Origin of the sequence: Caulobacter sp. (assembly GCF_039596335.1) — a bacterium.
Taxonomy (GTDB): Bacteria; Pseudomonadota; Alphaproteobacteria; order Caulobacterales; family Caulobacteraceae; genus Caulobacter.
Window position 1 is genome coordinate 562,195 of sequence record NZ_JBCNJZ010000001.1, and the last position, 13,835, is coordinate 576,029.

At 64.8% G+C, this 13,835-nt stretch carries 10 protein-coding genes and 2 pseudogenes; 2 read left to right on the forward strand and 10 right to left on the reverse strand.

From position 1 onward, the window contains the following. Positions 1–63 precede the first annotated feature (63 nt). Both ABDW31_RS02805 and ABDW31_RS02810 read left to right on the forward strand, forming a co-directional pair. On the forward strand, positions 64–1,218 hold the full coding sequence (locus ABDW31_RS02805) for a hypothetical protein (RefSeq protein ID WP_343698274.1): 1,155 nt from the start codon (positions 64–66) through the stop codon (positions 1,216–1,218). 499 nt (positions 1,219–1,717) lie between these two features. Beyond that, the gene (locus tag ABDW31_RS02810; protein WP_343698302.1) at positions 1,718–2,356 is read left to right on the forward strand and encodes a glycosyltransferase family 4 protein; all 639 of its coding nucleotides are present in this window, start codon (positions 1,718–1,720) and stop codon (positions 2,354–2,356) included. Positions 2,357–2,469: 113 nt separating this feature from the next. Here ABDW31_RS02810 and ABDW31_RS02815 read toward each other — a convergent pair. From ABDW31_RS02815 to ABDW31_RS02860, 10 genes and pseudogenes are all read right to left on the reverse strand, one after another. After that, a pseudogene (locus ABDW31_RS02815) lies at positions 2,470–2,714 on the reverse strand (transposase); the annotation flags it as partial. 29 nt (positions 2,715–2,743) lie between these two features. Next, positions 2,744–4,003: a WcaI family glycosyltransferase gene (locus tag ABDW31_RS02820; protein WP_343698275.1), complete on the reverse strand. Its 1,260-nt coding sequence runs from the start codon at positions 4,001–4,003 to the stop codon at positions 2,744–2,746. Between the two features lie 45 nt (positions 4,004–4,048). Further along, positions 4,049–5,026, reverse strand: coding sequence for a UDP-glucose 4-epimerase GalE (galE, locus tag ABDW31_RS02825; RefSeq protein WP_343698276.1), 978 nt, complete (start codon positions 5,024–5,026; stop codon positions 4,049–4,051). A 52-nt stretch (positions 5,027–5,078) separates the two neighbouring features. Continuing rightward, on the reverse strand, positions 5,079–5,732 hold the full coding sequence (locus tag ABDW31_RS02830; RefSeq protein WP_343698277.1) for an exopolysaccharide biosynthesis polyprenyl glycosylphosphotransferase: 654 nt from the start codon (positions 5,730–5,732) through the stop codon (positions 5,079–5,081). A 627-nt stretch (positions 5,733–6,359) separates the two neighbouring features. Beyond that, positions 6,360–7,559 (reverse strand): annotated as a pseudogene (locus ABDW31_RS02835) (aminotransferase class V-fold PLP-dependent enzyme); the annotation flags it as partial. Between the two features lie 219 nt (positions 7,560–7,778). Continuing rightward, a complete protein-coding gene (locus ABDW31_RS02840; RefSeq protein WP_184716236.1) occupies positions 7,779–8,957 on the reverse strand; it encodes a DUF563 domain-containing protein in 1,179 nt (392 codons plus the stop codon). 4 nt (positions 8,958–8,961) lie between these two features. Beyond that, positions 8,962–9,927 carry a glycosyltransferase 61 family protein gene (locus tag ABDW31_RS02845; RefSeq protein ID WP_184716234.1) on the reverse strand — a complete coding sequence of 322 codons (966 nt, stop codon included), beginning with the start codon at positions 9,925–9,927 and terminating at the stop codon, positions 8,962–8,964. 26 nt (positions 9,928–9,953) lie between these two features. Next, on the reverse strand, positions 9,954–12,371 hold the full coding sequence (locus ABDW31_RS02850) for a glycoside hydrolase family 99-like domain-containing protein (RefSeq protein ID WP_343698278.1): 2,418 nt from the start codon (positions 12,369–12,371) through the stop codon (positions 9,954–9,956). Next, entirely contained in the window at positions 12,368–13,060 is a 693-nt protein-coding gene (locus ABDW31_RS02855) for a class I SAM-dependent methyltransferase (protein WP_184716232.1), read from the reverse strand. Before ABDW31_RS02855 ends, ABDW31_RS02850 begins: the two co-directional genes overlap by 4 nt. Continuing rightward, on the reverse strand, positions 13,057–13,833 hold the full coding sequence (locus ABDW31_RS02860; protein WP_184716230.1) for an ABC transporter ATP-binding protein: 777 nt from the start codon (positions 13,831–13,833) through the stop codon (positions 13,057–13,059). The genes ABDW31_RS02855 and ABDW31_RS02860 overlap by 4 nt, the downstream gene beginning before the upstream one ends. Positions 13,834–13,835 lie beyond the last annotated feature (2 nt).

A 13,835-nucleotide genomic window follows, 5' to 3' on the forward strand; every position in this document is an offset into this window, starting at 1 on the left:
ATATGCTGCGGCTTCTGCGTCGCGCTAGTGGCTTACTGCTGCTCGACAACAGACGATAAGGCTGTGACACTCTTCTCCGGCCTATTCTTGCTCGTAGTCGTCTGCTTGCCTGGCCTCATTCATAGCGCCACCGGCACCTTTCCGTTTTTTCGTAGGGACTACTCCGATGAAGCGGTAACCGCAGCAGCCATCATGATGTTGTTGTTTATGATATTTTTCACTGCGGGACTAGCGATTACGTGGTCCCTGCCAAAGCTGTCTCTTCGGCGAAAGTCCTACACTGCCGACTCGCCACGAGCTCTCGCTCTTGTCGCCCTCTTTATAGCGTTGGCAGCCTTTGCAATCCTTCGCATCGGTGCGGATAACATTCTGTCGTCCCGCGGCGAAGCCGTCATCCGCCGCGATCCTATCGAGGCGATGGTCCTTACCGGCGGAAGATACGCTGGCTTTTTTATCCTATGGATCAATATATTCATGATCCGATCAGGCAAACGGGCTTGGCTCTATGCTATCCCATTCTCTGTGCTGGCCTTCTTAGTGATGGCGAATCCGATATCAACACCCAGAACCTTCACCATTGGATTTGCCATCATTACACTTATTACATTTATCCCGTTCAACCAGTCTCGTATAAAGGTGTACACCGCAAGTTTTTACGCGCTGGCCCTCAGCGTCGCGCTTCCTCTGCTAAATCAAATTTCGAGGGGCTCCAGGGGGGGGCGTTATTTCGTGTCTCCGAAAGAATATTTCACAAGTTCAGGCGATCTCGATAGCTTTCAGTCTATCGTAAATGTTTATGTCTGGATCGATAACGCTGGTTTGCAGCTTGGCAGGCAAATAATCTCTGCAGCCTTAGTATTTATTCCACGCGCAATCTGGGCCGGAAAGGGCTTTCCTACAGGTCAGCAGGCTGCTGCGTTCAATGGATATCCATATACAAATATATCGGCCCCCCTACCTGCCGAGTTTTTTTCCGACTTTGGTTGGATAGGCGTCGTTATCGGCAGTTTAACCGCCGGGTGGCTAGTTGGCATATGTGATCGCCAAGCAACGATTGCCCGGCAACAAAATCGCATAACCGCTCTCTTGCCGTTTGCGACCGCCGCAGCGTTTTCAGGCATCGTCATGCGCGGTTCGCTTATCTCGATCGGCGCGCTTGTTGGCTATGTAATCCTAATGTCGGCGACGGTCCGCTTCATAGAGCGTCAAAACAAGTAATTTTCCTAGAGAATATGATGCCGCAAGAGCACCAATCAAACCAGGTCACAGATTGTGGTCTGCCCCGGGGAATGTCCGTTAGATGAGAAATGCGTTGCTAATCCTGGGCCCATTTCCACCGCCGGTGCACGGATTCGCCGTTATTACCGCCGCGCAGGCCAAAGAGATTCAGACGTTTAGAGATATCGTTCGAGTTGATATGTCGTCTGATGCGCGTAAGCCGATCCTGAGACATATAGGTCAGACGTGGAAGTGTTTGCTGGGCGTCAAAGCCATCGCCTCATTTGCCATTCGTGGGGGCAAAAAGATGTCGCTGGGGGCAAACAGCAGACTGGGACTCCTTTACACGCTACTTCACGTTCTCACCGCACGATTTTTCAAAATACAAACCTGCATTCATCATCACTCATACGCGTATATTAACAATCATTCCAAATTGATGCGCGCGGTCTGTTCGGTAGCAGGCCTAAGATCCAAACACGTTTTTCTATCAAAATCTATGTTGGAGAAGTTTGAGTCCATATACCCAGTCTGTACGCCATCTCACATATTGTCGAACGCCCCATTTGTACCTATTCGCAAGCGTGAAAGGACGCATAGCTCTACCACAACGGTCGGATTGCTTAGCAATCTCAGTCCCGAGAAGGGTCTTATGGATTTCCTTGAGACGGCGCGCCTCGCTAAAGAGGCGAAGCTACCAGTGAGGATGCTGCTTGCTGGGCCCGTGGCTCGAATGGACGACGCTAGAGCCATTTCCGATGCCGTCGAAGCGGGAATCGTGGAGTGGCAGGGACCACTATACGGAGAGCAGAAGTACCATTTCTTCGATAGCATCGATCTTTTTCTGTTCCCTACGCGATATCAGCACGAGGCCCAACCAACGGTGATATATGAAGCATTTGCCTCCGGCGTCCCCGTTATTTCTTTCGATCGCGGCACTATAGGAGATCAAGTTGAAGATTGCTTGCTTGCCATAAATCCCAAAGACAATTTTTCTGAGGTTGCTATAGAATTGATCAGGCAATACACTGATCTTTCCGCGGAAGAGAAGTCCAATTTATGCGATAGGGCGCGGGAAATACATGAACGGCACAGCGCCCTCAGCCTAAGGAAGCTTAGAGATTTATACGAAGATTGACCCATCTCAGTGACGCGCCCCTCCCTATTTCTCATCCAGCCATAACGAGAGTCCTGGGTTGATTTGACCTTGCCCCCAACCTTGGACCAGGTCGGGCCGGGATTTCTCGCCGGTTAGGCGCCGGGCGGGCCATATGGCCCGGCGCCGTTCATGAGCTCGATCGGGCACTTGTCGCCGATCGCGCTGTGGGGACGCTGCTCGTTATAGTCCCTACGCCAAGCCTCGCATTTTGAGCGGGCGTCGTCGAGGGACATGAACCAGGCGGTGTTCAGGCATTCGGCCCGGACCTTGCCGTTGAAGGACTCGGCGAAGGCGTTGTCGGTCGGCTTGGCGAGGCGGCTGAGTCCATGGTGAGGCCCAGTTGATGGCACCTTAGATCCTGGTCGGTTAGGTCAAAGCCTCTTTCAATTGAGACTCGAACCCATCGATGACGGCCGACATGCGCCACCGCTGCTCGGCGCGCTGGCGCGACGCGACGCCCAGGCGATCGCGCTCGTCCTTGTCGGTCGCGAGACCCGCAATGGCGTTTGCCATGGCCCGCGCATCACCTGGAGCGACAGTCAGGCCACACCCTTCGACTTCGGTCGCCAGCCCCGTCCCCGGATCCGCCATGGCGACGACGGCCCGCCCCGAGGCAAGCATGCCCGTGAGCTTAGACGGCAAAACTAGGTCGGCCGCCTCGGCGCGCTGGGGCAGCAGGTGGACGTCGGCGGTGGCCAGCAGCTCGGGCAGCTTCTCGATCGGCTGCAGGTCCATGAAGCGCACATTGTGCCGGTCGACGCACGTTGCCTCGAGAACGCCACGCAGCGGTCCCTGGCCACAGAGCAGCAGAGTGACCTTCACGTGCTCTTCCTCCAAGAGGCGAGCCACTTCCCCGAGCGTTTCCAGCCCTTGCTTGCCCGCCATGTTGCCGGAGTACAGCGCAACGGCGTGGTCGGCAGGAATATTCAGATCGCGACGATAGGATGTTTCGCTACTAGGCCAGGCCTTGATGGTTTCGACATCAACCCAGTTTCGAACCTCCAGAGCCGCTTCTTCCGCCACGCCCTTGCGCAACAGCAGACGCCGCATGCTCTCGGAAATTGTCGAAACACGATGGAAGCCCTTCAGCAGACCGCTTTCGAACCGCTCCGCCCAGCGACGAGCGCCGTCGCCTTTCAGCATTCCAAGTTCGAATGCCGCATCCACCTCGAAATCCTGAATGTGCAGCCACGATTTCGCGCCCGAAAGCTTGGCAGCCAGCAGCGCCGCTGGCGCGGACATTAGTGACGGCGCCACGGCGAAGACGACGTCCGGGCGCATGCGCAGAGCCGATCCGACGGCGATCGGAAGCGAGGAGGCGGCGAAGGAGATGTGATGCAGAAGGCGTTTCAGGCCATTGGGCTGTGGCGGCACATATAGCGGGCACCGTATGATCTTGACGCCGTTGCGTGTCTCGGTGCGCCAAGCGCCGCGGTACTCAGCACGGATCGACCACGCCGGATAGTAGGGTGGCGCCGTGATGACCTCCACCACATGCCCACGCCGGACGAGGTCTTCGCAGAGCTCTGTCGTATATTTGGGAATTCCAATGAAGTCCGGCGCATAGTTGAGCCCGACCACCAACACTTTCAGCGGACGGTCCGTCGCAAGCTGATAGTCCGCCATATTTCACTCCTGTCGGATTCCCGAGCGGGCCTCGAACCGATCTGATCAAGCCACAACTTGGCCCTGGTGCCAGCGCCAAGCGCTGGAAAGAATTACGTCGAGATCACGCACAGGCTTCCAACCGAGATGATCACGCGCCTTGCCATTATCGCCTACCAAAATAGGCGCGTCGCCGGCGCGTCGGGCCGCCATTTTCACCGGCAGGGGCTTACCCGCCGCCCGGCCAACGCCATCGACGAGTTCCCGCACCGTCGTCCCCCTACCTGTTCCGAGATTGTAGGATTCGGACGAGCCACCCTCTAGCAAACGACGTAGAGCAGAAACATGCGCGTCGGCGAGGTCGAGAACGTGGACGTAGTCTCGCACCGCTGTCCCGTCGCGAGTATCATAGTCGTCACCGAAGATTGTGAAGTGTGGACGCTGCCCCATGGCGACCTGAATCGCTAACGGTATGGCGTGGGTCTCCGGCTCGTGCCACTCGCCGATGCGCCCCTCGGGATCCGCGCCAGCTGCGTTGAAATAGCGCATCACCGCGCTCCTGAAGCCGACATAGCGGTCGTAGTCGGCCAGGGCCTGCTCGATCATCAGCTTGCTGCGGCCATAGGGATTCAGCGGCGACTGTGGATGGCTCTCATCCATCGGGAGCGTCACGGGATCGCCGAACGTCGCGCAGGTCGAGGAGAAGACCATGGCGTTTACGCCGGCCCGGCGAGCGGCCTCGATCAGGGTGATGGCGCCGCCGACATTGTTGTCGAAGAAGGTGCCAGGGTTCTTCACAGACTCGCCGACCTCAATGCGGGCGGCGAAGTGCAAGACCGCGACGGGCGCGTGGGCGGCGAACACCGCGTCCAACCGGGCGGCGTCACGGATATCGCCGACCTCCAGCGGTCCCCATTGGACGTGTTCGCGATGGCCGTTCGACAGATCGTCGAACACGACCGGACGAAAGCCGGCTTCGGCCAGGGCCAGACAGCAGTGCGAGCCGACATAGCCCGCCCCGCCGGTGACTAGAACGCTTTGCATGAAATATCCCCGACCACGGTGGGAGACAGCCCCCCCCACCGCAGATCAACGCCTAGTAGGCGTTTTCAGCCAACAGCAGATGCGGCACGGTCATCAACAGGATCTTGACGTCGCCGCTCAGCGTCCAGCGCTCGATGTACTCGTTGTCCGCATCGACACGGGCGGCCATCGCTTCGACCGCGCTGGTGCCGCCGCGAAGGCCCTTGATCTGGGCCAGACCGGTAAGGCCGGGACGCGCGCGGAAGCGCAGGTGGTAGTTAGGGATCAACGCGCCATAGTGCTCGTCGTGAGCAAGGGCGTGCGGGCGCGGCCCGACGATGGACATGTCGCCTTTCAGCACGTTGAGGAGCTGAGGCAGTTCATCGATGCTGGTCTTGCGGATGATACGACCGACCGTGGTGATGCGGTCGTCGTCGCGCTTGGCCTGGACGACCTTCAAGCCGTTCTCCTGGCAGCGCATAGAGCGGAACTTCAGGATCGTGAAAGCCTGGCCGTTCAATCCGCCGCGCGATTGACGGAAGAGCACCGGTCCAGGGGACTCGAGCTTGATCAGGACGGCGATAAGCGCGAGGAGCGGCGCAAAGAAGAGCAACGCTCCGCCCGCGACCAGAATGTCCATCGCTCGCTTGAGCGGATCCTTGGCGACCGGTGACGCTGTCATAGCGCACGGTAGCTGTTCCGCTGTCGGATTTGATACGATCAGCACGTGGTCCCCACCAGTCTTAAGCGTTCGGGTCTTTGCCCGATCATTTAGAAAGCCTTTACTAAATCGCCGCTCGTCGAACAACCGCTCGTAGGGGTTGTTAACCAACCTTTTTTCGCGGAGAGGCGACTCTTGCGCGATCAGCAGACATTTTGCGCCCTAATGGCGGGCGCCAGAGCTGCGCTCCAACAGAGTTCAGTTAAAAAGAATATGACTCGCGCACGACTAAAGTGTGATGAAATGCACGCGGCCATCACGCTACACCGGCGCAGAACCCAGACAACTCTTGAACGCGAAGATTCCGTCTATCGCCTATTGAACGCTCAAGTTGAAACGGGAATCTCGGTCTGTGTGGGATCCCTGTCCCCCGCGTCGAGAGCTCGCGCCGTCAATCGCCCGTCCGAATGGCCGACGTAGAGTCGCTCGCATAACGCACCTCCTCCGCTTCCGGATAAATATGGCTTCTGAAAGCGCCCTCCGAAATGTGGGTGAAAGTGTGGGTGAAAAAAGAAAAAACCCAAAAAATACAGTGCCTATAGGCTCCCACAGCGGACACCCTCTCCGCCACTCCCCCTTACATTTGAAGACCCAAGACAGCCCGTCCGGGCCTCGCTGCCGGACGGCTTCGCGCTAGCCGAACATCGCGTGTTCACGGCGTAGGGCGGCGGCCAGGGCGTCGCAATCGGCGGCGGGGGTGTAGAGGCCTGGGGTCACTCGGATCGCAGGGCCCTTGGCGATGCCGCCGCGCCAGACGGTGAGGATGTTGTAGCGCTCCAGCAGCACGGCCTGGACGCGGCGGGCGTCGTCGTCGGTGTTCATGCCCTTCAGGCGGAAGCTGGTGATCGCGCAATAGCGGGCTGGATCGTCGGAGACGCAGATCTCGACATTGGGCAGGTCGCGCACCCCGTCCACCCAGCGGTCGCGCAGGGCCCGCATGTGGCGCTCCTTGGCCGCGCCGCCGACGGCGAAGTGGAAGTCCACGGCCGTGGGGATGGTCATCACCGCCGGGAAGTTCACCGTGCCGGCCGGCACGCGGGTGTTGATGTCGTCCGCCGGGCCGGTGTGGTTGCCCAGGGCGATGTCGATATCGGCCAGGCGGCTCTTGCGGATGTACATCGCGCCCGTGCCCAGCGGGGCCGAGGTCCATTTGTGCACCGACCAGCCCACGAAGTCCGCGCCCAGGTCGTCGAGCTGGAAGTCCAGGCACGCCACCCCATGGGCGGCGTCGACGATGGTGTCCACGCCGCGCGCCCGGGCCATGGCGACGATCTCGCGGACCGGCGTGACCAGGCCGGTGCGGTTGGAGACCTGGGTGACCAGCAGCAGCTTGGCCCTGGGCGTGCGCTTGAGCACGTCCTCATAGGCGGCCAGGATATTGGCGGTCGTGGCCGGCTCGGGCATGGCGAACGTCACCACGTCCGCCCCGCGATGCGAGCCCAGCCAGCCCATGGCCGAGATCATCACGTCGTAGTCGAGGTCACAGTGGATCACCGCGTCGCCCGGCTTCAACGGCTTGTAGTTGCTGATCAGCATCTGCAGAGCGTCGGCGCCGCTGCGGGTGACGGCGATCTCCTCGGGCGCGCAGCCCATCTGGCGAGCGATCGCGGCCTGGGCCGCCGCCAGCGTGCTCTTCCAGCCCGCCCCGTCCGGCAGCACGTTGCGGGCCCACAGGGCGTGGGCGGCGTTGATCGCGGCGTTGTTGCGCTCATAGGCCTGGGCCACCACGCGGGGCATCATGCTCCAGTAGCCGGCCTCCAGATTGCGCACGCCGGGCGCGACGTCGAACTGGCGCGGCAGGTCGGCCGTCGCAATCGAGCCGGGCCTCAGCGCGCCTTCCGCGCTCACCGGCGCGGCCTGGAGTTCGGCGCCGGCCAGCAGCGCCGCCCCGCCCGTCGTGACGGCGGACGTGATCAGTTGACGTCGGGTGGTCTGACCGGTCATGCGCAGCGCTCGTTGTTACATCGTAACACTCAGAGAGCGCGACCCGGCGAAGCTGGCAAGGCGCAAAGCCTTCCGTACGGCATCACGACCAAGACTTGAGCAGGAAGCCTACAGCCGCAGGTCCGGCGCGCCCGGTGCGGCGTCATCCCAGCCGGCCATGGCCGCGCGAGCCTCGGCGCGATCGAGGACGAGGGTCAGCTTCTCGCGGAAGGCGGCGGCGTCGATCGTGAAGGGCTGGTTGGATTGGGGCTCGATCGTGAACAGGCGGGCCTGGCCGTCTGTGGGCATCAGATAGCCGATGTCGTGGCGGCGGAAGTTGGCGATCCGCGACTGCACCTCGACCACCCAGTTCAGCGACATCACCTGGCAGCCTTCCGGCGACAGCAGGGCGTTGTGCAGGCCCGAGCCGAACTCGCCGGCCACCACCCGGGCGCGAGAGAAAATCCTGGCCTGCTCGGTCCAGGACAGGGTCTCGGGACGCAGCAGGGTCAGGCCAAGCTCCTGGGCGATACCCTCGATCTCGGCCTCGTTCTCCAGCTCGCGGAAGGCCTGGGCGGTGCGCACGCCGCCGCGGCTGACGAAGATCCGCTCCGGCCCGCCGGCGCGCGGCCAGGCCAGGGCTTGGTCCTCCAGGCTCCAGCGCAGGAAATCATGGAAGACGTAGTTGTCCTGCAGCATGTGCGGCAGCAGGGCCGTGCCGATCTCCACCGCCTCGTCGCGCGGGTCATAGGTGACGATCTCCTGCTCGGGCAGCACGTCGCGGACGATGCGCGCCACATAGCCCGGCGCGGTGCGCGGCAGGACCAGCGGCGCGACGATCCCCGCCCGGTTCAGCGCCCGGATCAGGAAGAGCTTGGGATACATCTCGGTCAGCCAGTGACCCCAGACATAGTTGAAGTGGGTGATCACGAACGCCCGGTCCAGGCGGATGCGGACCGGCGCGTCGAAGGCCCAGGCCTCGGGCGTCACCCCGTGCTCCAGCCAGTGGCGCACATAGTAGGGATAGGCCCCGGCGGCGTAGACGATCTGGCCGTCCAGCTTCAGGTGCGCGCCCCGGCCGCCGGCGACCACGCGGCGCACGGCCAGCAGGTCGATGTCCGGCGCGAAGAGGTCGCCCAGCACGTGCTGCTCATTCAGCTGCTGGCCGGGGCAGTCCCACAGCATCGGACGCGGCGCCACCCAGCCGCTGCTCTTGATCAACAGCGCGCGGGCGGCGCGGGCGGGCCCCTCCAGGGCCGCCTTCAGCGGCGCGAGGTCGGCGCCGGAGAGGTCGACGAAGTCGCTCACGTCCTCAGCCCTCCCCGTCCAGGAAAGCAAGGAACGCCGGCAGGTCCAGCCGCCAGCCGAAGGCCGAGGCGGGGCGCAGGACGGCATCGAGCAGCGCCTCGGCGGCGTCGATGGGTTCGTGCGAGGCGTACGCCTTCCAGGCCAGGCCAGCATGGCGCGCCAGGGCCTCGATCCAGTCGCCGTCCACGCCGGGCGGGCGCAGCTCGATGACCTGGGTTCCCGGCGCGCAGAACAGCAGATTGGCCATCAACGTGCCCGTCGCGGCCACCACGCGCTCGGCGTCGCGAAAGGCAGCGATCAGCTCGCGCGGCGAACTCGTCTCGGGACGGAGGATCCGGTAGCCACGGGCCTCCATGATCATTTCCAGGCGCAGTTCGTCGTCCAGCACGGCCTTCAGCCCGGCGCGGCCGCTGACATAGACCCGGCGCGGCGGGGCCGGCGGCATGTCCAACGCCGCCAGGATCGCGGCGCGCATCGGATCGAGATGCGGCCCTGGCGTCAGCGACGGCGCGGTGGGTGCGAAGGTCAGGCGCTCGACCCGCACCAGCGGCGCGGTGATCTCGATCGGCGGCTGGGCGCCGGCCAGGGCGACGAGATCGGTCTGCCAGCGGGTCAGCGGCGGGGCCAGGACGGCGGTCGGTTCAATCGCCAGCAGGGTCGGCAGGGCGTCCAGCAGGAAGTGGGCGTAGTTGCGGGTGGCGCGACCGTCCATGAACAGCACGCCGGCGGCGACGGCAGGGGCGTCTGCGGGCAGCGGGAAGCGGACATCCTGGCCCGAGCGCCAGGCGCCGGGCGCGTGGGCCAGGTCGGCCGCCGCGCCGAACACTTGGCCTTGCGCGTCGATGGCTAGGCCCAGGGCCGGGGCGGCCCAGACGTCGCGCAGCTCTGTCGCATCGCCCCCCGGGGTCAGGACCAGGCTGGGCCGGGGCTTTTCCCGCCGTTCAGCCAGCGTGCGCAGTCGGCGGCCCACGCGACGCGCGAGGCCGACCAGGGGCCTCACAGGTCGAAGCCCGTGCGGTAGCCAGCCCGCTCGACAATGGCGGCCGTCAGGCGCTCGATCGCATGGGCTGTGGCCCCGTCGATGCGGCCGGTCTCCGGCTCGAAGCCGATGGCGTCGTCGGCCTGGTCGGCCAGCGGCGCGAAGGCGGCCACGCGGCCCCAGAACATCGAGCCGGCCGCGAACGGCGTCTCGGGCGCGGGCTTCAGCCCCATGGCGGCCGACAGTCGCTCCACGTGCGGCCAGTTGTTGTCCATCACACCGGGATCGCCCATCCGCATCCGCGCGTCGGCGGCGGCCAGCAGGCCCAGTTTCGGATCGGCGGCGAAGGCGGCCAGGGCGGCCGTGGTCGCCTCGGGACCCGCCAGACCGTCGACCAACCGCGTGCGCCACTGGTCGCCCTTGGCCTGGTCGGGCGAGCGCTTGGAGTGCAGCTTGCAAAAGACGTCGTAGCCCAGGTCGCGGGCCCGGCGCAGGGCTTCGACGAACGGCCGGATATCACGCCCGCGGTTCTCGGCCACGAAGACATAGGCCTGCGGGAACGCCTGGCGCAGCGCCGACAGGTCCGCCTCGCTCCAGGTCTCCGACACCGAGACCAGCACGTCGGCCTGGTCCATCAGCGGGGCCAGGCGCTCGGCGAACCACGCGGTCAGCTCGGGGTAGTAGAGGTGCAGCAGCACGGCCGTGTCGGACCGCTTCTGGAACCCGGCCCGCGCCTCCACGACCAGCGGATGGTCGTCGGCGATCTTGGGGGCATAGGCGCTCATCGCCGTGCGGGTGGCGTGCAGATAGCCGTGGCCGTACCAGCGGTCCGGCTCGAGATAGGCGCCCTCGGCCCACTCGTTCCAGGCGTTGACGAACACCACCGCCTCGCCCGGCGGATGGCGCTTTTCGGCATGGCTCAGCGCGCCCGACAGCCAGCGCAGATACGACGGCGGCGTCGCGTCGTGGAAGGCGTGGCCGCTCCACGGCTTGCGGGCGTGGTTGTCCCAGCCGGGCATGACGCCGGGCACGAAGGCCGCGTCGACGTCGCGCAGCTGCTCCAGCTTGCGCTCGACCACCCGCGGGAAGTCGAAGACCTTGCCGGTGAACTCCGGATGCAAGGGCGTGACCTTGTCGGTGATCTCGTCGGTGTCGATGGCGTGCGGCGGGAAGTCGATGATGCCGTCGAAGCCATGGCTTTCGTAGTCCGCGAAACCGAACGCCGTGGTGCACAGCAGATGGATCTCACCCAGGCCCATCTCGCGGGCCAGGGCGCGCCAACGTTGCGTCGTGGCCTTGGCCTCGGGGAACAGCTCGGGGCGATAGACCACCAGCACCGGTTTGCCGCCGATCTTCAGGTAGCGCGGATCGACCATGTGCCGGGCCAGGTCGCGGAACACAGCCAGGTCGTCTTCCGGCGAGTGCTGCTGGGCGATCAGGATGTCCTGCTCCTGGCCGTCCCAGCGCCGCGACCAGTTCTCGTTGGCCCAGCACAGGCAGAACGGCAGGTCCAGGGTCGGATCGGCCAGATAGAGCTCGATCGGCGTCTCCATCAGGCGCTTGCCGGCGAACCAGTAGTAATGGAAGCAGAAGGCCGAGATCCCCGCCCGCTTGGCCAGCTCGACCTGCTGGGCGATCGGGGCGCGGTGGCGCAGGTCGTAGAAGCCGAGGTCGGCCGGCAGGCGCGGCTGGTAGTGGCCGACGAACTGCGGCTGGGCCTTGGAGACGTTGGTCCACTCGGTGAAGCCCTTGCCCCACCAGGCCTCGTTCTCCGGGAACGGATGGAACTGCGGCAGGTAGAAGGCCACCAGCTTGGGAGCGTCTTCGTTCAACCGGATCTGGTCGGCGATCGGCGCGCCGTAGTGGACGCTGCGCAGATTGCGGGCCACAGCGTTGGCGTGGAGATAGGTCTCGCGCCAGGCGCCGCCGCCGCGCGGCGTGCGCGGGCCCTTCGGGCGAGCGCCCAGCCCGCGAACCTTGCGATAGGCCGCGGCGATCGGTTCGCGCAGCGGGCCCAGCACCGGCTTCAGGGCGTCGATCAGCGGGCCGACCGCGCCTCGCGGGTCCGCGCCCAGCGCGCCCGATACCGAGACCTCGAAACGGGTGACGGTCAGCCGGCAGGCGGTGTCCGACGGATCCAGGCGCAGGCGCTGCAGCTGGCGGCCGCGCGCGGGCAGTACGGCGAACAGCCCGTTGGGACCGTCCTTCAGCGCCGCACGCGAAATCTCGGAGAAGCCCTCGCCCCAATCGGCCCAGACCATCGGGTTGGTCGGCGCGCCGTTGAAGGCGACCTCCACCCGGGCCGAGCGGGCGTCGCGGAAGGCTTGGCGCTGCGCTTTCGTCGGGGTCCAGATCAGCTGGCCGCCGGGCGACACGGCCAGGACGTCGCCCTCGACGGTAATCCCCGGCTCGGGCTTCAGCTGGACGGCGCTCACCGACGGCCTCGCAGCAGCCGCGTCCAGAAGCCCACGGGGCGGTCGACGCGCTTGCGCACGACGACGGCGGCCTGAGAAAAGCGTCCGGGACCCACATAGCGGATCACCTCACCGCCGTGCGGGGCGGCGGCGCGGGCTACGGCCTTGGCGCCCAGGGCCGGGTCGGTCATCAGCACGATCAGCCCGCCCGGGGCCAGCACGCGCAGCAGCTCGGCCATCCATAGGCCCAGCACGTCGGGGCAGGCGTCGGCCAGGGCCGAGGGGGCGGTGATCAGGCGGAACTCGGCGGCCTCGAACGGCAGCGGCTTGCCGATCGTCGCGACCTCGAACTGACCGGGCAGGTCGCCACTGCGGCAGAAGGCGACGCGTTCGGCGTCCAGGTCCATGCCGACCATGTCGCAGGCCCGGAAGTCGCGCAGGAAGAACCGCCCCACCTCGCCCCAGCCGCAGCCGAAGTCGAGATAGCCGCTGGCCGCGCACGACTGGTAGTCGCGGCCGTCCATGCTCTCATGGGCGAAGCGGTAGATCTCGGCGGCCTGCTCCAGGCCGCTGGGGCTGGGCGGCAAGCGGGGGAACAGCAGGCCGCTCTGGACCCGCTGGGCCACCGAGTGCTGCAGGCGCGCGATCCAGGCGTCCGAGGCCACGCCCCGGACATCGTCATGGTCGACGCGTCGAGCGGCCGCATTCATGCAGGAAGGGCCGCCTGAGCTTGCGCAGCCAGCGCCTGGTTGCGCGCGATCCATTCGTCGGTCGTGCCCAGGAAGACGATGTGACCGCCCTGCAGCTCGCATACCCGATTGCAGACGCGGCTGACCAGGTCGTGGTCGTGGGTGGCGATGACGACGATCTTGGCGTCCTGCACCATCTGGTGCATCCGCAGGCCGGCCTTGTGCACGAAGGCCGCGTCGCCGGCGCTGAGCCACTCGTCCAGCACCAGGATGTCGGCCTCGAACTCGGTGGCGACGGCGAACATCAGGCGCGCCAGCATACCGGCCGAATAGGTGCGCACCGGCAGGTGCAGGAAGTCGCCCAGGCCCGAGAACTCGGCGATGGCGTCCACGCGGCTGTCGATCACCTTGCGCGACAGGCGGCGCATCAGGCCCAGCTTGTGGATGTTGCGAAGGCCGGTGGCCTCCATGTCGATGCCGGCGTTGATGGCGATCATCGAGGTGATGTCGCCGTCGATCTTCAGCTCGCCGCGCGTCGGGTGATAGATGCCGGCGATCACCTTCAGCAGGGTCGTCTTGCCCGAGCCGTTGTGGCCGACGAGGGCGATGCGGTCGCCCTCGTTGATCTCGAGATTGATGCCCGACAGCGCCTTGACCGCGGCCACGTCGCCAGCGGCCTTGTACATCTTGCCGCCGACCGCGAGGTTGAACATGGCGCTGCGCAGCGACTGCGAGCGCAGGCTGTAGACGAAGTAGTCGAGATCGACGTCGGTCAGCTTGATCTGGTGCGTCATCG

Bases quoted from the DNA above. Each gene is read 5' to 3' on its own strand.
- ABDW31_RS02810 (WP_343698302.1), top strand. From the start codon at position 1,718: ATGTTGGAGAAGTTTGAGTCCATATACCCAGTCTGTACGCCATCTCAC.
- ABDW31_RS02820 (WP_343698275.1), bottom strand. From the start codon at position 4,003: ATGGCGGACTATCAGCTTGCGACGGACCGTCCGCTGAAAGTGTTGGTG.
- galE (WP_343698276.1), bottom strand. From the start codon at position 5,026: ATGCAAAGCGTTCTAGTCACCGGCGGGGCGGGCTATGTCGGCTCGCAC.
- ABDW31_RS02855 (WP_184716232.1), bottom strand. From the start codon at position 13,060: ATGAATGCGGCCGCTCGACGCGTCGACCATGACGATGTCCGGGGCGTG.
- ABDW31_RS02860 (WP_184716230.1), bottom strand. From the start codon at position 13,833: ATGACGCACCAGATCAAGCTGACCGACGTCGATCTCGACTACTTCGTC.